Below are 20,715 nucleotides of genomic sequence, written 5' to 3'. Positions count from 1 at the left end.
AGTGTACTTTGATCTTAGCGAAAGGGGCTACTGGTTGGCAGTCTTTTTCTTTGGTGTTATTACAAACAAAAAGCCGCTCCAATTGGAACGGCTTTCTTATATCATGCAGGTGTACATTGTACGTTGTACGCTGTACATTGTACGTTTTCTAATTCTCCGATGCCAGCTGTGTTTTCTTCAGCGGGTTGCGGGTATTCTCTTCGTAGTTGCGGCGCTTTTCGATGATCTCCAGCGCAGTGAAGATGGCCTGGCGGAAAGATGATTCGTCTGCCAGGTTTTTGCCGGCTATGTCAAAGGCGGTACCGTGGTCCGGGGAGGTACGTACGATGGGCAGGCCCGCGGTGTAATTGATACCTTCGCCGGCGGCCAGTGATTTGAAGGGGATGAGGCCCTGGTCGTGGTACATGGCCAGTACGCCGTCAAAATCTTTATACATCTGGCGGGCAAAGAAGGCGTCTGCACTGTAGGGGCCGAAGGCGAGGAGGCCCTGGTTCCTGGCTTGCTTCACGGCGGGGATGATCACGGTTTGTTCTTCCTGGCCGATGAGACCTTCATCGCCGGCGTGGGGGTTAAGGCCCAGTACCGCGATGCGGGGCTTGTCAATGCCGAAGTCCTTCACCAGGCTTTCGCGCATGAGCTGCAACTTGCCCATGATGTTTTCAACGGTCACATATTTGGCCACTTCGGCAATGGGCACGTGCTCTGTGAGCAGGCCTACGCGCATGTTGTCTGCGGTCATCAGCATCAGCACGTCCTTGGCTTTAAAGGCATCGCGCAGGAAGGGGGTATGACCGGTATAGTTCCATTGCTGGGTTTGAATATTTTTCTTGTGGATGGGCGCCGTTACCAGGCCCTCAATGTGGCCATCCTTAAGGCACTGCACGGCCACATCCAGGGAGCGGGCAGCGTATTTGCCACCGGCTTCATTGAGCACACCGGGCTGGATCTGGATCTCCTCTTCCCAGCAGTTGAACACGTTCACCTGCTTGTGGTTGATCTTTGTGAAGTCCTTGATGCTCTGGTACTGGAAATTATTTTCATTGAGCTGTTTACGGTAGAAGTTCACCGTCTTATTGGACGCAAAGATGATGGGGGTACAGAAATCCATCATCCGGCCGTCCAGGAAGGTTTTGATGATGATCTCCGCGCCTATGCTGTTAATGTCGCCGATGGTGATGCCGATCAGCGGCTTGGGATGATTTGTATTACTCATAGCTTTTTGGCTTCGACGGTCAAATATACAATAAATGTGGGTGAATTGGCCGAAGGCCCGATCTTCCGTACCTTTGTGGCCAGATGTATACGCTCAAAAAATCTCTCGGACAACATTTCCTGCGCGATGAAAATATGTGCCGCAAGATCGTGTCCAGCCTGCCGGTAGCGCCGGGCACCCAGCTGCTGGAAGTAGGCCCCGGTGGCGGCGCCATTACTAAATACCTGCTGGAGCTGCCGGGTGTGGATTTCAAGGCCGTGGAGTTTGACCAGGAGAAAGTGGACTTCCTGGAAAAGACCTATCCCGCCATCCGCGGGAAGATCATCCACGCAGACTTCCTCAAGGTGCCGGTGCCTTTTGAAGGCCCTTTCAAAGTGATCGGCAATTTTCCTTACAATATTTCTACCGAGATCCTGTTCCGCATCCTGGAATGGCGGGACCAGGTGCCGGAGGTGGTGGGCATGTTCCAGAAGGAGGTGGCCCAGCGCGTGGCCTCCGTGTACAACACCAAGGAATATGGGGTGATCAGTGTGCTCATACAGGCTTTTTATAAAGTAGACTACCTGTTTGATGTACATGAAAACTGCTTCAATCCACCGCCCAAGGTGAAGTCTGGCGTGATCCGCCTTACCCGCCTGCAGCAGCCCTATGACATGGCCAGTGAGCGCAAGTTCATTACGCTGGTGAAGACCGCCTTTAACCAGCGCCGCAAGCAGTTGCGTAACCCGCTGAAGCCTTTATTTGCCAAAGAAACATTAGCAGAAGATATATTTACCAAAAGAGCAGAAGCCTTAACGGTAGCAGATTTCGCTGCCTTAACGCATAAAATGTTATGAGCCAGAAAGTTTTGATTACGGCCAAAGTGCACCCCTGGTTACTGGAAACACTGACCGCCAAAGGATTTGAACCTGTATACCAACCCGCCATTACCACAGAAGAAACCAAGGCCATTCTTCCGGACATCACGGGCCTTATTGTTACCACCCGCCTGAAAGTGGACAAAGCCATGCTGGATTGTGGCACCCGGCTTAAATGGATAGGACGCCTGGGCAGCGGCATGGAGCTTATTGATGTGGCCTATGCGGAAAGCAAGGGCATTCAATGCGTGAGCAGCCCCGATGGCAATTGCGATGCAGTAGGGGAGCAGGCCCTGGGCATGCTGCTTTGCCTGCGCAATAATATTTTGAAGAGTAACCTGGAACTGCGCCAGGGCATCTGGGAGCGAGACGGAAACCGCGGCTGGGAACTGAATGGCAAGACGGTAGGTATTATCGGTTTTGGGCATACCGGCCAGGCATTCACCAAAAAATTGCAGGGCTTTGATGTAAAGATCCTGGCCAATGATAAATATAAAAGCGGCTTTGATACGGAGGTGGTAAAGCAGGCCAGCCTGGAGGAGATCTTTGCACAGGCAGATGTGGTAAGCCTGCACCTGCCCCTCACAGCAGAAACCCACCACCTGGCCAATGCGCAGTTTTTCAACGCTTTTGCAAAGCCGGTCTATTTCCTCAACACATCGCGGGGTAAAGTGGTAGATACGGCTGCACTGGTGGCCGCACTGGATGCCGGTAAACTGGCAGGTGTGGGGTTGGATGTGTTTGAAAACGAGAAACTGAACACTTATACTGATGCGGAAAAGCAGCAGTTTGAGCACCTGCTGAAGGCGCCGAATGTAGTACTTACACCGCATATTGCGGGCTACTCCCATGAGGCCAGCATCAAGATGCCGCAGTACGTGCTGGAGAAGCTGGGCATACTGCCAAATAGCCGGGGATAGGCCCTGGTGGCGGGTTGGTGCCGGATCGTATTATGGTTTTTAAAATACTTGGATTGGTGCTAACGAATCCAAAAAACCTTATATTTGCATAACAACATCTTGACAACGCTTCCGTGTAAACGGGGGCGTTGATTTTTTTTATCTTTTTAAAACGAATAAAGGTATGTCTGGCATCAATTACGTTACCAAGGAGACCCTGGAGCAAATGAGGAGTGAGCTGAATCAGCTGAAGACGAAGGGGCGTGCCGAAATTGCCAGGGCCATTTCTGAAGCCCGCGAAAAAGGTGACCTGAAAGAAAATGCTGAATACGATGCAGCCAAGGAAGCACAAGGCTTACACGAAGCCAAGATAGCCGCCCTGGAAAGCGCCATCGTAACTGCCCGCGTGGTAGAAGCTACGTCTATTGACACCTCCAAGGTTTCCATCCTCTGCAAAGTGACCATCACTAACCTGGCTAATAAGAAAACGCTCACTTACCAGCTGGTAAGCGAGCAGGAAGCAGACCTGAAGGCCGGCAAGATCTCCGTATCTTCCCCCATCGGCAAAGGCTTGCTGGGCAAAACCATCGGCGATGTAGCCGAGGTGCAGGCGCCTAATGGGAATTTGCAGTTTAAGATTGATAACATCACTGTGTAAGGAAATCATACAACGTACAATGTACCGCGTACAACGTACTTTAAGCCGCTTCGGAAGGAGCGGCTTTTTTTGTGACGGCAGGTGGCTTTCTTATATTGGAAATAGCTTGTACCTTGTATGCGGCCGTACGTTGTACGCGGTACATTGTACGTTGTACAAAACTTTTTCCCATGACAATATTCACCAAGATCATCAACGGGGACATTCCCAGTTACCGCATTGCGGAGAATGATAAATTCTATGCATTCCTGGATATCTCGCCGCTGGCGGAAGGGCATACGCTGGTGGTGCCTAAAGTGGAGGTAGACAAGTTCTTTGATGTGCCGGATGCGTACATGACGGAGTATCTCTTATTTGCAAAGAAGGTGGCCGGGGCACTGGAGCGCAGCTTTGCATGCAACCGTATAGGCGTGAGCGTGGTGGGGCTGGAAGTGCCGCATGCGCATATGCATCTGATCCCGATTAATCATGTGGATGATATGAACTTTGCCCGTCCTAAGCTGAAGTTAACACCGGAACAGTTCAAAGTGATCCAGGAGAAGATCCTGTCTAATTTTTAGTTCTGTGGAACATTGAAGCGGAAACCCACGCCATGCAGGGTTTCCAGTTTGATCTCGGGGTCTGGTTTGAAGTGTTTCCTCAGTTTGGTAATAAATACATCCATGCTGCGGCCCAGGAAGTAATCGTCCTTGCCCCAAACATGATAGAGGATCTCTTCGCGTTTGAGCGTTTTATTTGGGTTTTCGCAGAGGAATTTGAGCAGGTCTGCTTCTTTTTGGGTGAGGGTGCTGGAAGTGGATGCTGCGGCAAAGGTGAGCCGTAATTCCCCGTAGTCAAATACAAATTTGCCCACGGTGTAGCGGTTCCGTTTTTCAACAGCCGGCTGTACGGTGCTGTTGCTGCGGGTGCGCTTGATGAACACCTCTATGCGCATGAGCAGTTCCGTCATGCTGAAAGGCTTGGTGATATAATCATCCGCACCTGTTTTGAAACCGGTGATCTTGTCTTCGTCCATGGACTTGGACGTGATGAACAGGATTGGAATAAGGTCGTTCTTTTTACGGATCTGCTGTGCCAGGGTAAAGCCATCTTTTTTAGGCATCACCACATCCAGCAGGCAGATATCGAAATTGCGCATTACGAACTGGTCCCAGGCCATTTGTCCGTCTGTGCAGTGAAATACTTCATAACCCTGTTCTTCCAACCTTTTTTTAGTGACCGCACCCACATTTTCATCATCCTCTACCAAGAGGATCCTTGCTTTCATATCCATCTGTGATGCTGATTAAAAGTAATATCGAATAAGTATACCATGGATAGCCCCTTTATGGTGTAAATCAGATTCATAGTATAGTTTAATACGCCGGGTCTTCTGCCAGGGATTAAAAAAAGGAGATTTTTGTCAAAATAAATACAATTTCCCGATTTAAAAAATATGCGCTGCCGGCCTTTTACCATGCAGGCCCCCCGGAAGGGCCGCTGCCAGCAACGGTATGCAGCCATAGGGCCGGCTGAAACCAGCCACCAGTAAGGGTTTTATTTCACAATCCGGTGTGGGTTGTCCTGTAAAAACTGGTCCCATCCCCTGGACTTGCCCACCCCGGCCAGGGGGCTGCTTTCCTGGAAGAAGTGGCAAACGGCCACGGCCAGGGCATCGGAGGCATCCAGGTACTCCGGGCGTTCCCCGCATTGGAGAATGCGTTGCAGCATGCCCCATACCTGTTCCTTGTCTGCGTTACCATTGCCGGTGATCGATTGCTTTACTTTCTTGGGAGAGTATTCAGACACGCCTACGCCCGCCTGCATGGCTGTGGCGATGGCTACACCCTGGGCGCGGCCCAGTTTCAGCATACTTTGCACGTTCTTCCCGTAAAAAGGTGCTTCAATAGCGCAGGCGGAGGGCCTGTGAAGCCCGATGAGTTCCTGCACCCGCAGCTGTATCAGTTGTAACCGTTCGTAATGATCTTTGTGTTTGGATAGCTTCAATACATTCATCTCAATGAGGCTGGCTTGCTTGTTTTCAACGCGGATCAGGCCATAGCCCATTACCAGGGTGCCGGGGTCAATGCCAAGAATTATTTTAGAAGTGTTTGTCAACCAACAGCGTATTTTTGCCCAAATTTATTCGTCTGGACAAAAGTACAAAAACAATCCTCAAATACGGGCTAGGCACGGTTTTATTTGTAGTGCTGGCTTACCTCATCTACCGGCAGGTAAAGCAGCAACCCGATCTTGATGAGGCCTATCGCGTAATGCGGCAGAACCTCACTTTCAGGTCCGTGGTACGCATACTTACCGTGCAGCTGTTGCTGATGCTGGTGAACTGGGGGATTGAAGCCTGGAAATGGCAGTTGCTGGTGAAGCGGCTGGAAGCCATCAGCTTCCTCAGGGCCTTCCGGGCCACTTTGGCCGGCGTGTCCATCAGTATCACCACGCCCAACCGGGTGGGGGAGTATGGGGGAAGGATACTGTACCTCAAGAATAAGAACAAGCTTAAGGGCATTGCCGTGACCATTGTAAGTAGCTTCAGCCAGTTGATCACTACTATTATCTTTGGGTTAATTGGCCTGGCCTACTATCTCTACTATTATTCCTTAAGTGCAGGCAGTGAGGCAGTTATGTCTGCCGGATGGGAGAAATTCTTCGTGGTGCTCCTCATCCTTATTTGCATATTCACGATAATCCTTTACTTTCGGCTTCCATGGATTGTGACCTTGTTTGAAAAAATACCCAGGCTTCGCAAAGTCCGCATTTTTGTAGCCATTGTAGCACGCTACAAGCCCCGTGAATTAAGCATTTTACTCCTCCTATCCGCTGTACGGTACGTGGTCTTCTCGGCACAGTATTTGATTTTGCTTCGGGCACTGGGGGTGGAAATCGTGTGGTGGCAAGGGTTTTTAATGAACTGTGTGATCTACCTGGCCCTGGCAATCATCCCCACGTTTGCCATGGCCGAACTAGGGATAAGAGGGCAGGTAAGCGTTTATATAATGCGCCAGCTCACTACCAATACTGCAGGGGTCATTTATGCAACTGCAGCTATCTGGGTCATCAACCTTTGTATACCCGCTGTGCTGGGAATTGTTCTGCTGCTGGGCGTTAAAATATTCAGGGAAAAATAGCCACCGTCAAATGAAGCGTTGTTTACTTGTACTCCTCGGTATCCTTCTACTTAGCTCCGCACGGGCCCAGGACTTTTGCGGCTTGCGCAACACCGCTTACCACGCCGGTGAATCCTTTACCCTCAAAGTATTTTACAATCTCGGCCGCATTTATGTAGGCGCCGGAGAGGCCGTAATGACCATCAACAATGAAAAGCTCGATGGCAAGGACGTGTACCACATCGTTGCTGCCGGCAAAACCTACCGGTCTTACGACTGGATCTTCAAAGTACGGGATACCTACCAGACCTATATAGACACTGCTACCCTCCAGCCCTATAAGTTTGTGCGCGATGTGAACGAAGGCGGTTATAAGATCAATGCCAACGTGACCTTTGACCGGGAAAGCAATACCGCAACCAGTACCAAGACCAAGATCACCGTGCCCCATTGTGTGCAGGATGTGGTGAGCGCCGTATATTATGCCCGCAATATTGATTTCAATAAATATAAGGTGAACGATAAGATCACCTTTTCCATGTACCTGGATGACCAGGTGTACGAGATCTATATCCGCTACCTGGGCAAGGAGGAAGTGGATACCCGCTTTGGGAAGTTCCGCGCCATCAAGTTCAAGCCCCTCCTGCTCAAAGGTACCGCCTTTACCGGGGGAGAGCAGATGACGGTATGGGTGAGCGATGATGAGAACAAGATACCCCTGCGCATAGACAGCCCCATTTCCGTGGGCAGCATCAAGGTGGATATGATCGACTACAAGAACCTGCGTTACCCCTTCACCTCCCTGCTCGGTAAGCGTTAGGGCCCTAAACTTTAACAAAACATACACGGTCGTGAACGCTATGCGGACGCAGCGGTGTTGAGATATAAAGTATATTTGTCAGTATATAATTGCAGTCACATGGAAGAACGCAAGCCTAAAATATTACTGGCCGAGGATGACACCAACCTGGGCATGGTATTGAAAAATTACCTGGAACTGAACGACTATGATGTAGAACTGTGCCGCGACGGCATCCTGGCGCTGGCCGCCTTCCGCCGTGAGAAGTTCGACATCTGCCTGCTGGACATTATGATGCCCAACATGGACGGTTTTAAACTGGCCGAAGAGATCCGCGATGTAGACCCGGATATTCCCCTGTTTTTCCTTTCTGCAAAGACGATGAAGGAAGACATCATCCAGGGTTACAAACTGGGTGCGGATGATTACATTTCCAAACCTTTTGACAGTGAATTACTGTTGCTGAAAATAAAGGCCATCCTGAAACGCAACCAGGAACTTTCCGCGAAGGAAGAAGACCTGCACGAGTTCCAGATAGGCCGCTATCATTTCAACTCCCGCCTGCGTAGCCTGGAGCATGATGGACAAACGCAGACGCTCTCCCCGAAAGAGAATGAGCTGCTGCGTATGTTGTGTGAACACAAGAATGACCTGCTGCCGCGTGAACTGGCCCTGAAAAAAATCTGGGGCAGCGATACGTATTTTAACGGCAGGAGCATGGATGTGTACATTGCGAAGCTGCGTAAGTATTTAAAGGATGATACCCATATTGAGATCGTGAACATTCATGGGAATGGATTCCGGTTAGTAGTACAGGAATAGTATTTGATTTGAAGATACAATGCGGGACGCCGCTTTCCTTTTTAAGGGAGGCGGCGTTTTTTTGTGAGCTGCTTTGCCATGCGGATGCGGCCATCGCAGATGGTCATGATTATGATCGCTCTAATTGTGCCTAGAGATAGCTTAGATGCAATTAAGGTACCGCAGGTCGATCGTATCGTATTCGCCTCTACCAGTTCAATAGGTTTACTATCATTCTTTTAAACCGATATCAAAAATGCAAAGAGACGGCATATTAGACAAAAAGAAAATGCCTCGCGCCTGCTGTGGTTATCTTACATTTACTGAAAGATCTGATACTTGTCCTGTGTGCAATCAGAAGCATGATCTCGTACAGGAGGAGCGTTTGTACGATGACGATGGCGCTAATAAAGTATCCTTGGTCAAGGCAAGAGAAAATTTCAGGAAATTTGGTGCGTGCATGGATATGGAGTTTTAAACTTACACAGTTCCTGAAATAGTCCCCACAAAAAATGCCGCTGTCTGAGCGGCATCTTTGTATGACATCTAAAGTGTTTCTAAAACAACAGACTCCCATTCCCCTTCCCCGGCGTCTTCCCCAAATGCAGATACGCCTTCTCCGTCACTTCTCTTCCCCTCGGCGTCCGCTTAATAAACCCTTCCTGTATAAGAAAAGGCTCATACACCTCCTCCAGCGTCCCCGCTTCTTCTCCTACCGCCGTAGCAATGGTCGTGATCCCCACAGGACCACCTTTAAAATTCTCAATGATCGTATTCAGGATCCGGTTATCCATCTCATCCAGCCCATATTCATCCACATTCAGCGCACGCAAACTATGCTGCGCAATGGCCAGGTCTATCACTCCATTGCCAATCACCTGCGCAAAGTCCCGCACACGGCGCAGCAAGCCGTTGGCAATACGGGGCGTACCCCGGCTGCGGCGTGCTATCTCCATGGCCGCATCAGACGTGATCTTGGTCCCCAGTATTTCCGCGGCGCGCCAGATGATCTTCTGCAGCATATCCGCACTGTAATATTCCAGTCTTGACTTAATGCCAAACCTGCTGAGCAGGGGCGCCGTCAGCAACCCGGAACGGGTGGTGGCGCCTATCAGTGTAAAGGGCTGCAAATTGATCTGGATAGACCGCGCATTGGGCCCGTTATCGATCATGATATCAATGCGGAAATCCTCCATGGCGGAGTACAGGTATTCCTCCACCACGGTGCTCAGGCGGTGGATCTCGTCGATGAAGAGTACATCATGCTGGCCCAGGTTTGTGAGCAGGCCGGCCAGCTCGCCGGGTTTTTCTATCACCGGGCCAGAGGTTTCCTTAATATTCACCCCAAGCTCATTGGCTACAATGCGCGACAGGGTGGTCTTTCCCAGGCCGGGAGGGCCATGGAACAGCACATGGTCCAGGGCTTCGCCCCGGAGCTTGGCCGCCTTGATAAATATCTTCAGGTTTTCGATGATCTGATCCTGCCCGGAGAAATCAAGGATCTCTTTGGGCCGTATGCTGTTTTCAAACTCTTTTTCAGCGTTGGTGAGCCGGTTCTCGTCTGGCCTTAAATGCGGATTGGACATAATGATCGGGTAGTTGATACCTGCAACAAAAATAGGGTTTTTACCGCGCTGTGATGGAAATTCCGATTTAGCCCGGAAAAGCCTTATTTTACCGCACATTTCTAAACTGCCATTATGAACCGGTCAACCAAAATGTTACTGGCCCTGGGCCTGCTGCTGCACGCCGCATGCGCCCTCCATGCCCAAAGCGATATTAAAGAAGGCGAAGTAAAACGCATCATCAGTACCCTGGCGTCCGATAAAATGCGGGGCCGTAAAACCTTTACCCCGGATATCCAGCGGGCATCTGCTTTCATTGAAAGCGAGTTTGCCAAGGCGGGCCTCAAACCCCTCCCCGGCGAAAAGAACTTCCGCCAGGAATTTTCTGTGTTCAAACTGGTGAACACCAAAACAGACCTGCGCATCAATGGCCAGCCTGCCCATAACAAGACCATCCTGCGCAGCAATAACACCCACCTGGACTGGACCTCCACAGACAGCCGCGTAGAGATCATGAACATTGGCCCGGATGAGGACCTGTTCAAAGAAATGGGCAAATACCTGCGCCTGCAAAAGAACGCCGTGATCTGGGTAGATGCCAAACATGCAGAACAGTTTGCCCAGTTCCAGGGATACCTGAACAACAACGCAAAGGAAAAGCTGGACAGCAGCCATAGCCTGCTGTTTGTGCTGAAGGATAATAACAATGCCAATATTGATAACTGGAGCCTGTCTGTAAACCAGCGGATCGATAAGGCGAAGCTGAATAACGTAGTAGGCATCCTGCCCGGCAGGAGTAAAAGCCTGAAAGGTGAGTACGTGGTATTCTCCGGCCATTATGATCACCTCGGCATCATTGAGCCCAATGCCGCTAAAGACAGCATTGCCAATGGCGCAGATGATGATGCTTCCGGCACTACCGCGGTGATCACGCTGGCCCAGCACTTTAAAAAACTGCATAACAATGCGCGTACCCTTGTATTTGTAGCTTTCACCGCGGAAGAAATGGGCGGCTTTGGTTCCCATTATTTCTCCCATCAGCTGGATGCAGACAGCGTAGTGGCCATGTTCAACATAGAGATGATCGGTAAGGAAGCCAAGTTTGGTACCAACACCGCTTTCATCACCGGCTTTGAGCGCAGCGATTTTGGCCCCATCCTCCAAAAGAACCTGGAAGGCACCGCCTTTAAATTCTACCCCGATCCTTACCCGGACCAACACTTGTTCTATCGCTCAGACAACGCTACCCTGGCGCGTTTGGGCGTACCGGCGCACACCATCTCCACAGACCAGATAGATGCTGATAAAGACTATCACCAGGTAACAGATGAAGTGAAAACGCTGGACATTGCCAACATTACCAAAACCATCCAGGCCATTGCCCTGAGTGCACAAAGCATTGTCAGCGGCAAGGATACGCCTACCCGCATTGATAAGAACAGCGTGGATCAATAAAAGAAATAACATACATAAAATAAAAATGGACTGATCAAATGATGATGCAGTCCATTTTTATTTTTATACGGGATGATCGTTAGATCACCAGGTTGATCATCCTTCCTTTCACGATCACCACGCGTTTTACCGTTTTACCATCCAGCCATTTCTGGAGGTCTTCATGGGCCAGCACGGCGGCTTCTATGGCTGCATTGTCTGCATCCAGCGGGAGGCTCATTTCAGTGCGGGTTTTACCATTCACGGCTACGGGGTAGTTGAAGGCGCTTTCCTTGGTGTACTGTTCATCAAACACCGGGTAGGCTGCATCCAGTACGCTGGTGGTGTTGCCCAGGGCTTCCCACAGCTCTGCGGCAATATGCGGCGCGTAAGGCGCCAGCAGCACCAGCAAAGGTTCCAGCACTGCACGGCGGCTGGCCTTCAGGGTGGCCAGTTCGTTCACGCAGATCATGAACTGGCTTACCGCGGTATTGTAGGAGAAGTTCTCCGTATCGTTATCAATTTTCTGGATGGCTTTGTGCAGCACTTTCAATGCTTCCGCGGAAGGTGCTTCTTCGGTCACGATCCAGCCTTTCTGCTCATCGTAGAACAGGCGCCAGAGTTTTTTCAGGAAGCGGTGTACGCCTTCAATGCCCTTGGTATCCCAGGGTTTGGATTGCTCCACGGGGCCCAGGAACATTTCATACATGCGGAAAGTATCAGCACCGTATTTATCCACCAGTTCATTGGGGTTTACGGTATTGTACTTGCTTTTACTCATTTTCTCCACTTCCGTGCCGCAAATGTACTGTCCGTTTTCCAGCACGAACGTAGCATCTGCAAAATCTGTTTTCCATTTGCGGAACGCTGCTGTATCCAGCACCACGCCATCTACAATATTTACATCCACGTGCAGGCGGTCTGTTTCATATTGATCTTTCAGGCCAAAGGAAACGTATTCATTGGAGCCTTTTACACGATAAACAAAACGGCTGGAGCCCTGGATCATGCCCTGGTTGATGAGCTTTTTGTAAGGCTCGTCAAAACCGATGAGGTCCAGGTCGCAGAATACTTTCGTCCACATGCGGGAATACAGCAGGTGGCCTACGGCGTGCTCTGTACCCCCTACATATACATCCACCTGGTTCCAGTAGTCCGTGGCATGGCGGCTGGCAAAGGTTTCTGAATTATGCGGGTCCATGTAGCGCAGGAAGTACCAGCTGCTACCGGCGTAACCGGGCATGGTATTGGTTTCGCGGCGCACACCGGGGGCAATGTCCACCCACTCGGTAATGTTGGCCAGCGGGCCTTCGCCTTCAGGGCCGGGTTTGTAATTTTCAATATGCGGCAGTTCCAGCGGGAGTTCCTTTTCATCAATGGGATGGGCCACGCCGTGTTTGTACACGATGGGGAAAGGCTCGCCCCAGTAACGCTGGCGGCTGAAGCCAGCATCGCGCATCTTGTAATTGATCTGGCGGCGGCCAATGCCCTTATTTTCCAGCTCCCGGATCACGATCTCGCTGGCGTCGCGCATGGGCGTGCCATTGAGGGAGCCGCTGTTTTCCAGGATCGCATCCTTGGTAGGATTGGCTTCCTGGCCGTTGAAGGCGGCACCGAGGATATTGGTGATGGGAATATCAAAATGCTTTGCAAAGCCAAAGTCGCGCTGATCACCGCAGGGCACGGCCATGATAGCGCCGGTGCCGTAGCCGGCCAGTACGTACTCGGAGATCCACACCGGCACTTCCTGCCCGCTGATAGGATTAATGGCATAGGCCCCTGTAAAGGCGCCGGTCACCTGTTTTACTTCTGCCATGCGCTCCCGCTCTGAGCGGCTTTGCACATAATCAATATAAGCGCTGATGGTAGCCTGTTGTTCGCCGGTGGTAATGATGGATACCAGCTCATGTTCCGGAGCCAGCACCATGAAATCTACGCCGTAAATGGTATCCGGGCGGGTGGTGTACACGGTGATAAAAGTCTCTGCCGGCGCGCCTTTGATGGGGAATTTGATCTCTGCGCCCTGGCTCTTGCCGATCCAGTTGCGCTGCATTTCCTTCATCGCATCGCTGTAGGCCACGGTTTCCAGGCCTTCCAGCAGGCGGTTTGCATATTCAGTAATGCGCATGAACCATTGGCGCATTTTCTTTTTCACTACGGGGTAGCCACCACGTTCGCTCACACCGTTCACCACTTCGTCATTGGCCAGTACGGTGCCCAGTGCCTCGCACCAGTTCACCTCTGCATAGGCCAGGAAAGCCAGGCGGTACTGCATTAATACCTGCAGGCGGGCGTCTTCACTGTACGCCTGCCAGTCTACCGCGGAGAAGCGCAACTGGCGGTCGCCGGGGCATTCATGGCGCACATTACCTTCCGCCGCAAAGATGGATACCAGGGTGCTGATGGGTTCTGCCTTCTGGGTGTGGCGGTTAAACCAGCTGTTATAGATCTGGAGGAACAGCCACTGGGTCCATTTGTAGTAGGAAGGATCGCTGGTTTTCACCTGGCGCTCCCAGTCGTAGCAAAAGCCGATATTATCCAGCTGGGTGCGGAAGGTGTTGATATTATTTTCCGTGGTCACCGCCGGGTGCTGGCCGGTTTCCAGGGCATATTGTTCTGCGGGAAGGCCAAAGGCGTCATAACCCATGGGATGTAGCACGTTAAAGCCTTTCAGGCGTTTATAACGGGCATAGATATCGCTGGAGATGTAGCCCAGCGGGTGGCCTACGTGCAGGCCGGCGCCGGAAGGGTAGGGGAACATGTCCAGCACATAACATTTGGGTTTGTCGCTATCGTTGCTGACGCGGTATGCATGGGTAGCATCCCATTGCTGCTGCCATTTTTGCTCGATTGACCTGAAATTGTATTCCATAAAAGCTTGTATCCTGTCTTTTCAAGTGTGTTTGCAAACAAAATAATGCATTGTCTGCCAACGTTATTGAATTTGTTAATTTTTAAATCTGTTGGGACGGCAAAATTAAACATATTTGTTATTTTCGCCCATAAACCGTGACTAATGGCTCAATCTGGGAAATCCTCGTCTAAAAAATCCAGTCCTTCTTACATATCTTCCATCATAGGTGTAGCCCTGGTCCTTTTCCTGCTGGGCACCCTGGGCCTCTTTGTTATCCAGGCCAATAAGCTTAGTGTGTATTTCAAGGAAGGGGTGGAGATCCAGGTGATCCTGCGCGATAACGTGAAGGATACCCAGGCCCAGGCATTGAAAGACTCCATTGCCAATAAACCGTATGTGCGCAGCATTGAATATGTGTCCAAAGATATGGCGGCAGAGCGCTTTAAGAAAGACTTTGGAGAGGATTTTACCAGCCTGCTCGGCTATAACCCCCTGTATGCCAGCATTAACTTCAAGGCGCGGTCTGCCTACGTGAACGCAGACAGCCTCAAGATAATTGAAAACAGCTTCTCCCAGATCGCAGCGGTGCGCGAGGTATCGTACCAGCGGGCCCTGGTAGACAAATTAAATGAGAACGTACGCAGGATAGGCCTGGTAGTGCTCGGGCTTTGCGTGGTGCTGGCCCTGGTAGTGATCGTGCTGATAGACAATACGATCCGCCTGGCCATGTTCAGCAACCGTTTCCTGATCAAGACCATGCAGATGGTAGGCGCCACCCGCTGGTTCATTGCCAAACCGTTTGACCTGCGGGCCATTATCAATGGCGCTATCAGTGCGTTGCTGGCCATCATCGGCCTCATTGGGGTGTTGTGGATCACCCGCCAGCGCCTGGAGCTGCCCGGTTTTGAAGACCTGAAGGATTACTTCCTGGTAGGCCTCCTCTTCCTGGGCCTGATCTCCCTGGGCATTGGCATCTGTGTGCTGAGCACCCACCGGTCTGTGATGAAATACCTCCGCATGAAACTGGACGACCTGTACTAGCAGGTACCCGTTAGACCCGGATTTCCCGGCATTGGGCGGTGAGAGCGGGGGCCTGGGCGGTTTTGACATTGGTTTTTGGACATTAATCGTATATTGCTTTCCAATTTTAGAAAATACTTATGGCTAAAGGATATAATGCACCGGGCAAACCGGCAGAAAAACATGCCGAAAAAGCTGCGCCGGCCGTAGATAACCGCTTCCTGTTCGCTAAAGATGCGTACAAGATCATGGCTGCCGGCCTGGTGGTGATCGTGATCGGCTTTCTCCTGATGACCGGTGGTGGCAGCAATGATCCCAATTCCTTTAAACCGGAGGAAGTGTACAGCTTCCGCCGCATCACCCTGGCGCCCATCGTGATCCTCCTGGGCCTCGCTATTGAAGCTTATGCTATCATGCGCAAACCGAAGAGCACCACGCCGGAAGCCGCAAAAACCCTTTAATTCCCTCCCGGATAAACGATATTTTTTTAAGTCACAAAAGCGATGCACCCCATCGCTTTTTGTATGCCCATAAGCAGGCATTAATTTTTTATTATGGATTGGTTACAAACGGTTATTCTTGCTATTGTTGAAGGTATTACAGAATACCTGCCCATTTCTTCCACCGGGCATATGATCCTCACCAGCGCTGCCATGGGCATTGCCGACGATGAATTTGTAAAGCTCTATGAAGTGGCCATACAGCTGGGCGCTATCCTGGCCGTAGTGGTGCTGTACTGGAAAAAGTTCTTTTCCTTCCAGCAAGGCTGGCTGCAGTTTTACCAGAAGATCATCCTGGGGGTGCTGCCCCTGCTTATCCTGGGGTTTTTACTACACAAGGAAATTGAGAAACTGCTGGGTAGCCCATTGGTAGTAGGGTGCACCCTGTTTGTAGGGGGCATCATCCTGCTGTTTGTGGATAAGTGGTTCAACAAGCCGGAGATCGATTCTGTAGCCAAGGTGGATGTGTTCCGCGCTTTGCGTATCGGGTTCTTCCAATGCCTTGCATTATTGCCTGGCACCAGCCGCAGTGCCGCCACGATTGTAGGCGGTATGCAGCAAAAACTAACCCGTGCGGAAGCCGCGGAGTTTTCCTTCTTCCTGGCCGTTCCCGCCATGCTGGCCGCTACCGGTTACGACCTGTTGAAAAAGAAAGACCTGCTGATCGGCCCCGGCGTAGGTAGTGATAATCTGCTGAAACTGGCCGTTGGTGGCTTCATCGCCTTCCTGGTAGCCATGGCGGCCATTAAATTGTTCATCAACTCCCTGAAAAAATATGGCTTCAAAATGTGGGGCGTTTACCGCATCATTGTAGGCCTGTTGGTGTTTGCAGCGGTTTACTGGGGGTATTTGAAAGCGTAAAAATTGTACAATGTACCGTGTACAATGTATAGTGTACCGCGAAGGATATTAAAGAACGAAGGGGTTGCGATATGACCATCGCAACCCCTCTATAATTTATGTCATTGTACACTGCACAATCATCAACCCTTCACTGCCAACAGCAGTTCCAGGTCCGTATATTTCAGTTTAAAGCGTTCGCTCAGGTGGTAATTGGTAAGGGCGCCTTTGTAAAGATAGATGCCATTGCGCACACCCCGCTTTATCCATACCAGGTTCTCAAAACCGCCGTCGTCCGCGGCTTCCAGGAGCAGCGGCATGAGCACATTGCTGATGGCTTCTGAGGCGGTGCGGGCAAAGCCGGAGGCAATGTTGGGCACACAGTAGTGTACTACGTCATATTTTTTGAAAATGGGATTTTCGTGGCTGGTGATGTGGGACGTTTCAAAGCAGCCGCCCCGGTCTATACTCACATCCACGATCACGGCCCCGGCTTTCATATTGCTCACCATGGTTTCAGACACCACAACGGGCGTGCGGCCATTCTGCGATGAAAGGGCACCCACTGCCACATCCGCATTGCGCAGCTGCTCTGCCAGTACCTTGGGCCGTAATACGGAGGTAAATACCCGTACGCCAATATTGTTCTGCAGGCGTTTCAGTTTGTAAATATTGTTGTCAAATACTTTTACAGACGAGCCCAGGGCCAGCGCGGTGCGGGCGGCAAATTCGCCCACAATGCCGGCGCCGATGATGACCACCTTGGTAGGCGGAATGCCGGTAACCCCGCCCAGCAAAATGCCTTTGCCATAATGGGCGTTGCTCAGGTACTGCCCTGCCAGCAGCATCACCGCCCCCCCGGCTATTTCACTCATGGCGCGCACGATGGGGTAGGTGCCTGCGTCATCTTTCAGGTTTTCAAAAGAAAGCAGGGTAATGCGTTTATCCATCATGCGCTGCATCTGTTCTGCCTGCAGCGCGGCCAGGTGAATAGGGGAGATCACGATCTGGTGCGGGTGCAGCAGCGCTATCTCCGCATCATTCAGCGGGGCGGATTTGAGAATAATATCGGATTTAAAAACAGCCGCTTTATCGTACAGGATCTCTGCACCTGCTTCTGCGTAATCTGTGTCATAGAAATGGGAACCATCTCCTGCGCCATGCTCCACGGCAATATTGTGCCCGTTGTGCACCAGGATGGCCACTGCATCCGGGGTCAGCGCAATGCGGTTTTCCTGGAAAGATGTTTCCTTGGGTATACCAATATGAAGCCGGGTGTTTTTTTGAGGGATGTCCAGCATCTCTTCCAATGGAGAATAAGTAAAGCCCGCACTCACAACCGGTTTTTGCCGCTGCTCCATATGATTATGCCAATTATTTGAGGGTGAATTAAGGTGTTTTCAAAGATAACTGTTATTTACGAAAAGCCGGGCCTGCCCTTAACAGCCTTTTTTGATCGGGCAGGGTTTCCAGCTGCACCAGTACCGTATCTGCCGGCAACAGGCTGGTCACAATGCCCGGCCACTCTACAAAGCAGACATCGCCCCCGTATAAACAGTCCTCCACACCGGCATCCAGGGCTTCCTGCTCATTGCGCAGGCGGTACAGGTCCAGGTGGTAAATGCGGGCCTCCCCGCCGGAAGGGCCGGGGTAATGATACTCGTTGATGATAGAAAAAGTGGGGCTGGACGTTACGTCCTGCACGGCTTTAGCGGTGCACAGGGCTTTGATGAAAGTGGTTTTGCCCGCTCCCATCTGCCCGTCAAAGGCAAAAACAGCGGTATCGGGAAATTTTTCCCAGAACAAGCGGGCCGTTTCCGGCAGTTCTTCCTGCGTGAAAATGCGTTCCATGCCGCGAAATTACGGCATTTCCGGGTGCTCCCATATCCCACGGCAGCATGCTGGCATGTTTGGAGGGAATATGCCAGGGCCCTCCCGTTCCCTTCCTCCATGGCCAGGCCCCGAAAATGAAGGATGGTTGCAATAATTTTTGATACCTGCCGGGCACAAAACGGTAAATTTGTGACCAGCATTTTATGCCGCATAAATGAGGATCAGACTATGGAAACAATCCACTGCAAGGTAGTCGGCATGCACTGCACCAACTGTGCATTGTCCGTTTCAAAATATCTGGAGAACAAAGGCATGGCCGCGGTAAACGTGAGCTTTGCCACCGATGAAGTAAGCTTCCAGCCACCTGCCGGGGCAGATGTGAAAGCGGTGCTCAAAGGCATTGCCGGTATGGGCTACACCGTACAGCTGCCGGAAGACGAAGCCAAACCCGTCCCTTTCACCCGCACCCTGGCATTCAAAGTGATCTTCTGCGCCATCTTCACCGCGCCTTTGCTGCTGCATATGTGGCTGCCCTGGCCGGCACTGCAGCACCCCATCCTGCAGCTGGTGCTCAGTACACCCGTATTCCTCATGGGCCTCTGGTATTTTGGCCGCAGCGGGGTGCGCTCCCTGCGCAATGGGGTAGCCAATATGGACGTACTGGTGGCGCTGGGCGCCACCGCGGCTTATGGCTACAGCCTGTACGGCACCATCAATAACCTGGGGCACGATTATCTCTTTTACGAGACCGCCGCTTCTATCATCCTGCTGGTGTTTGTAGGCAACCTGCTGGAAGAAAGAACGGTGAAGCAAACCACTTCCGCCATCACCGCGCTCGTAAAACTGCAAAAGACCACCGCCCGCCTCATTACCCTCGCGGAAGATGGGAATGAGGAGATCCAGGAAGTAGACAACAAATCACTCAAAGTAGGCCAGCAGGTGCTCGTGAACACCGGTGATAAAATACCCATGGACGGCACTATTTACTGGGGCCAGGCTACCATAGACGAATCGATGATCACCGGCGAAAGTGAGCCCGTACAACGCCGGGAAAAAGACAAGGTAATAGGCGGCACCATCCTGGAAAGCGGCGCTATCAAGGTGTTCATCACCGCTACCGGCGAGAACACAGTGCTGAGTTATATCATAGAACTGGTGCGCCAGGCGCAGGCTAACAAGCCGCCTATGCAAAAGCTGGCAGACCGCATCAGCGCCATTTTTGTGCCCCTGGTACTGGGCATTGCGCTGGTTACGCTCTGTGGCTGGTTCTTCATTGGCCACACTGGTTTGGAAACCGCTATGATGCGGGCCATCGCCGTATTGGTCATTGCCTGCCCCTGTGCCATGGGCCTGGCCACACCGGCTGCCGTAATGGTGGGTTTGGGGCGCGCTGCGCGCAATGGCATCCTTATCAAAGGGGCACATACCCTGGAAGCATTCAAGGACATACGCCAGGTAGTGTTTGACAAAACCGGCACCCTTACCACCGGCAAATTGCAGGTAGGCAGTTATCACGCAACAGGAATGAGTGATGAAGACTTCCGCGCCACGGTGTACAGCCTTGAAAAATTTTCTTCCCACCCCATTGCGCGTTCCATTGCCGCCGCCTGGAAACCTGCGGGGGACAAGGGGTTGCAGCAATTGCGGGAACACAAGGGCATCGGCATGAGTGCTAAAGATAAAGAGGGGAATGTATGGCAACTGGGCTCCTACAGCCTGGCGGCAGCCCAGACCCAGGACGATACGCATAATATTTACCTGCTGAAAAATAACACGCTCGTGGGCTGGGTAGACCTGGTGGACGAACTACGCCCCAATGCAAAGGAAGTGGTGGAAACCCTGCACCAGCGCGGCATCCGCACGGTGCTACTCAGTGGCGATACGGCGTATAAGTGCAATGCCATTGCGCAGCAACTGGGCATCGATGAAGTATATGCAGGCCAGCTGCCCGAGCAAAAACTGCAACGCCTGGACGCGTTATTACAAGCCGCACCCACGGCCATGGTGGGCGATGGCATTAACGATGCACCGGCATTGGCCAAAGCCACCATCGGTATTTCCCTGAGCGATGCCACACAGGTGGCTATGCAAAGTGCCAATGTGGTGCTGCTGAAGAACGACCTGGCCGGCCTGCCCCTGGCGCTGGGCCTTGGTAAGCATACCTATCTCACCATCAAACAAAATTTGTTCTGGGCCTTTGCTTACAATGTGGTGGCCATCCCCATTGCAGCACTGGGTTTCCTGAACCCTATCCTGGCAGCAGGCGTAATGGCCGTATCGGATGTGGTTTTAGCTATTAATTCTATTCGCCTGCGTTACAAAAACATCGGGTAAATTCGCG

General features: G+C 51.6%; 20 protein-coding genes. 13 read left to right on the top strand and 7 right to left on the bottom strand.

The annotated features are described in order from the left end of the window. Positions 1 to 148: 148 nt before the first annotated feature. Complete coding sequence (gene pdxA, locus DCC81_RS00535; protein ID WP_108684648.1) at positions 149 to 1,213, bottom strand: 4-hydroxythreonine-4-phosphate dehydrogenase PdxA; 1,065 nt, start codon at positions 1,211 to 1,213, stop codon at positions 149 to 151. Between the two features lie 83 nt (positions 1,214 to 1,296). Between pdxA and rsmA the strand changes: the two genes are divergently transcribed. From rsmA to DCC81_RS00515, 4 genes are all read left to right on the top strand, one after another. Beyond that, positions 1,297 to 2,049, top strand: a complete 753-nt coding sequence (rsmA, locus tag DCC81_RS00530) for a 16S rRNA (adenine(1518)-N(6)/adenine(1519)-N(6))-dimethyltransferase RsmA (RefSeq protein ID WP_108684647.1) — start codon at positions 1,297 to 1,299, stop codon at positions 2,047 to 2,049. Beyond that, positions 2,046 to 2,990: an NAD(P)-dependent oxidoreductase gene (locus DCC81_RS00525; protein WP_108684646.1), complete on the top strand. Its 945-nt coding sequence runs from the start codon at positions 2,046 to 2,048 to the stop codon at positions 2,988 to 2,990. Before rsmA ends, DCC81_RS00525 begins: the two co-directional genes overlap by 4 nt. Positions 2,991 to 3,153: 163 nt before the next feature. Beyond that, a complete protein-coding gene (gene greA / locus DCC81_RS00520) occupies positions 3,154 to 3,627 on the top strand; it encodes a transcription elongation factor GreA (protein ID WP_108684645.1) in 474 nt (157 codons plus the stop codon). A 170-nt stretch (positions 3,628 to 3,797) separates the two neighbouring features. After that, a complete protein-coding gene (locus DCC81_RS00515; protein ID WP_108684644.1) occupies positions 3,798 to 4,187 on the top strand; it encodes an HIT family protein in 390 nt (129 codons plus the stop codon). Here the strand turns inward: DCC81_RS00515 and DCC81_RS00510 are convergent. Together DCC81_RS00510 and ruvC are read right to left on the bottom strand one after the other, a co-directional pair. After that, a complete protein-coding gene (locus DCC81_RS00510) occupies positions 4,184 to 4,894 on the bottom strand; it encodes a response regulator transcription factor (protein ID WP_108686419.1) in 711 nt (236 codons plus the stop codon). The genes DCC81_RS00515 and DCC81_RS00510 overlap by 4 nt on opposite strands. A gap of 269 nt (positions 4,895 to 5,163) precedes the next feature. Next, a complete protein-coding gene (ruvC, locus tag DCC81_RS00505) occupies positions 5,164 to 5,724 on the bottom strand; it encodes a crossover junction endodeoxyribonuclease RuvC (RefSeq protein WP_108684643.1) in 561 nt (186 codons plus the stop codon). 14 nt (positions 5,725 to 5,738) lie between these two features. Between ruvC and DCC81_RS00500 the strand changes: the two genes are divergently transcribed. From DCC81_RS00500 to DCC81_RS26020, 4 genes are all read left to right on the top strand, one after another. Beyond that, on the top strand, positions 5,739 to 6,749 hold the full coding sequence (locus tag DCC81_RS00500) for a lysylphosphatidylglycerol synthase transmembrane domain-containing protein (protein WP_165806379.1): 1,011 nt from the start codon (positions 5,739 to 5,741) through the stop codon (positions 6,747 to 6,749). A 10-nt stretch (positions 6,750 to 6,759) separates the two neighbouring features. Next, positions 6,760 to 7,548 (top strand): DUF3108 domain-containing protein, encoded by a 789-nt coding sequence (locus DCC81_RS00495; RefSeq protein WP_108684641.1) that lies wholly within the window; start codon positions 6,760 to 6,762, stop codon positions 7,546 to 7,548. 99 nt (positions 7,549 to 7,647) lie between these two features. After that, entirely contained in the window at positions 7,648 to 8,349 is a 702-nt protein-coding gene (locus DCC81_RS00490; protein WP_108684640.1) for a response regulator transcription factor, read from the top strand. A gap of 235 nt (positions 8,350 to 8,584) precedes the next feature. Further along, on the top strand, positions 8,585 to 8,806 hold the full coding sequence (locus tag DCC81_RS26020) for a CPCC family cysteine-rich protein (protein WP_205686240.1): 222 nt from the start codon (positions 8,585 to 8,587) through the stop codon (positions 8,804 to 8,806). 79 nt (positions 8,807 to 8,885) lie between these two features. Here DCC81_RS26020 and ruvB read toward each other — a convergent pair whose 3' ends face one another. Further along, positions 8,886 to 9,914, bottom strand: a complete 1,029-nt coding sequence (ruvB, locus tag DCC81_RS00480) for a Holliday junction branch migration DNA helicase RuvB (RefSeq protein ID WP_108686417.1) — start codon at positions 9,912 to 9,914, stop codon at positions 8,886 to 8,888. A gap of 114 nt (positions 9,915 to 10,028) precedes the next feature. On the opposite strand from ruvB, the gene DCC81_RS00475 reads away from it, so the two are divergent. Then, the gene (locus DCC81_RS00475) at positions 10,029 to 11,348 is read left to right on the top strand and encodes a M20/M25/M40 family metallo-hydrolase (RefSeq protein WP_108684639.1); all 1,320 of its coding nucleotides are present in this window, start codon (positions 10,029 to 10,031) and stop codon (positions 11,346 to 11,348) included. A 79-nt stretch (positions 11,349 to 11,427) separates the two neighbouring features. Here DCC81_RS00475 and leuS read toward each other — a convergent pair whose 3' ends face one another. Then, positions 11,428 to 14,199 carry a leucine--tRNA ligase gene (gene leuS, locus DCC81_RS00470; RefSeq protein ID WP_108684638.1) on the bottom strand — a complete coding sequence of 924 codons (2,772 nt, stop codon included), beginning with the start codon at positions 14,197 to 14,199 and terminating at the stop codon, positions 11,428 to 11,430. Between the two features lie 144 nt (positions 14,200 to 14,343). Between leuS and DCC81_RS00465 the strand changes: the two genes are divergently transcribed. The 3 genes from DCC81_RS00465 to DCC81_RS00455 all read left to right on the top strand — a co-directional run bounded on the left by DCC81_RS00465 (position 14,344) and on the right by DCC81_RS00455 (position 16,562). Continuing rightward, a complete protein-coding gene (locus DCC81_RS00465) occupies positions 14,344 to 15,222 on the top strand; it encodes a cell division protein FtsX (protein WP_108684637.1) in 879 nt (292 codons plus the stop codon). A 119-nt stretch (positions 15,223 to 15,341) separates the two neighbouring features. Next, complete coding sequence (locus tag DCC81_RS00460) at positions 15,342 to 15,662, top strand: DUF3098 domain-containing protein (protein WP_108684636.1); 321 nt, start codon at positions 15,342 to 15,344, stop codon at positions 15,660 to 15,662. A gap of 93 nt (positions 15,663 to 15,755) precedes the next feature. Then, positions 15,756 to 16,562 carry an undecaprenyl-diphosphate phosphatase gene (locus DCC81_RS00455; RefSeq protein ID WP_108684635.1) on the top strand — a complete coding sequence of 269 codons (807 nt, stop codon included), beginning with the start codon at positions 15,756 to 15,758 and terminating at the stop codon, positions 16,560 to 16,562. Positions 16,563 to 16,684: 122 nt separating this feature from the next. On the opposite strand, the gene DCC81_RS00450 is transcribed toward DCC81_RS00455, so the two are convergent. Next, positions 16,685 to 17,902, bottom strand: coding sequence for an alanine dehydrogenase (locus tag DCC81_RS00450; RefSeq protein WP_108684634.1), 1,218 nt, complete (start codon positions 17,900 to 17,902; stop codon positions 16,685 to 16,687). Between the two features lie 52 nt (positions 17,903 to 17,954). Beyond that, on the bottom strand, positions 17,955 to 18,392 hold the full coding sequence (gene tsaE / locus DCC81_RS00445) for a tRNA (adenosine(37)-N6)-threonylcarbamoyltransferase complex ATPase subunit type 1 TsaE (RefSeq protein WP_108684633.1): 438 nt from the start codon (positions 18,390 to 18,392) through the stop codon (positions 17,955 to 17,957). Between the two features lie 210 nt (positions 18,393 to 18,602). Here tsaE and DCC81_RS00440 point away from each other — a divergent pair, with 210 nt between their 5' ends. Then, positions 18,603 to 20,708, top strand: coding sequence for a heavy metal translocating P-type ATPase (locus DCC81_RS00440; protein ID WP_108684632.1), 2,106 nt, complete (start codon positions 18,603 to 18,605; stop codon positions 20,706 to 20,708). The last annotated feature ends 7 nt before the right edge of the window (positions 20,709 to 20,715 follow it).

It is taken from the genome of Chitinophaga parva (assembly GCF_003071345.1).
GTDB classification, from domain to species: Bacteria; Bacteroidota; Bacteroidia; order Chitinophagales; family Chitinophagaceae; genus Chitinophaga; species Chitinophaga parva.
This window is presented reverse-complemented; position numbering and strand designations above follow the sequence as displayed.

Bases quoted from the DNA above. Each gene is read 5' to 3' on its own strand.
- leuS (WP_108684638.1), bottom strand. From the start codon at position 14,199: ATGGAATACAATTTCAGGTCAATCGAGCAAAAATGGCAGCAGCAATGG.
- DCC81_RS00450 (WP_108684634.1), bottom strand. From the start codon at position 17,902: ATGGAGCAGCGGCAAAAACCGGTTGTGAGTGCGGGCTTTACTTATTCT.
- DCC81_RS26020 (WP_205686240.1), top strand. From the start codon at position 8,585: ATGCAAAGAGACGGCATATTAGACAAAAAGAAAATGCCTCGCGCCTGC.
- tsaE (WP_108684633.1), bottom strand. From the start codon at position 18,392: ATGGAACGCATTTTCACGCAGGAAGAACTGCCGGAAACGGCCCGCTTG.
- DCC81_RS00465 (WP_108684637.1), top strand. From the start codon at position 14,344: ATGGCTCAATCTGGGAAATCCTCGTCTAAAAAATCCAGTCCTTCTTAC.
- DCC81_RS00495 (WP_108684641.1), top strand. From the start codon at position 6,760: ATGAAGCGTTGTTTACTTGTACTCCTCGGTATCCTTCTACTTAGCTCC.
- DCC81_RS00455 (WP_108684635.1), top strand. From the start codon at position 15,756: ATGGATTGGTTACAAACGGTTATTCTTGCTATTGTTGAAGGTATTACA.
- DCC81_RS00475 (WP_108684639.1), top strand. From the start codon at position 10,029: ATGAACCGGTCAACCAAAATGTTACTGGCCCTGGGCCTGCTGCTGCAC.
- pdxA (WP_108684648.1), bottom strand. From the start codon at position 1,213: ATGAGTAATACAAATCATCCCAAGCCGCTGATCGGCATCACCATCGGC.
- rsmA (WP_108684647.1), top strand. From the start codon at position 1,297: ATGTATACGCTCAAAAAATCTCTCGGACAACATTTCCTGCGCGATGAA.
- DCC81_RS00460 (WP_108684636.1), top strand. From the start codon at position 15,342: ATGGCTAAAGGATATAATGCACCGGGCAAACCGGCAGAAAAACATGCC.
- DCC81_RS00510 (WP_108686419.1), bottom strand. From the start codon at position 4,894: ATGAAAGCAAGGATCCTCTTGGTAGAGGATGATGAAAATGTGGGTGCG.
- DCC81_RS00440 (WP_108684632.1), top strand. From the start codon at position 18,603: ATGGAAACAATCCACTGCAAGGTAGTCGGCATGCACTGCACCAACTGT.
- DCC81_RS00515 (WP_108684644.1), top strand. From the start codon at position 3,798: ATGACAATATTCACCAAGATCATCAACGGGGACATTCCCAGTTACCGC.
- ruvB (WP_108686417.1), bottom strand. From the start codon at position 9,914: ATGTCCAATCCGCATTTAAGGCCAGACGAGAACCGGCTCACCAACGCT.
- DCC81_RS00525 (WP_108684646.1), top strand. From the start codon at position 2,046: ATGAGCCAGAAAGTTTTGATTACGGCCAAAGTGCACCCCTGGTTACTG.
- DCC81_RS00490 (WP_108684640.1), top strand. From the start codon at position 7,648: ATGGAAGAACGCAAGCCTAAAATATTACTGGCCGAGGATGACACCAAC.
- greA (WP_108684645.1), top strand. From the start codon at position 3,154: ATGTCTGGCATCAATTACGTTACCAAGGAGACCCTGGAGCAAATGAGG.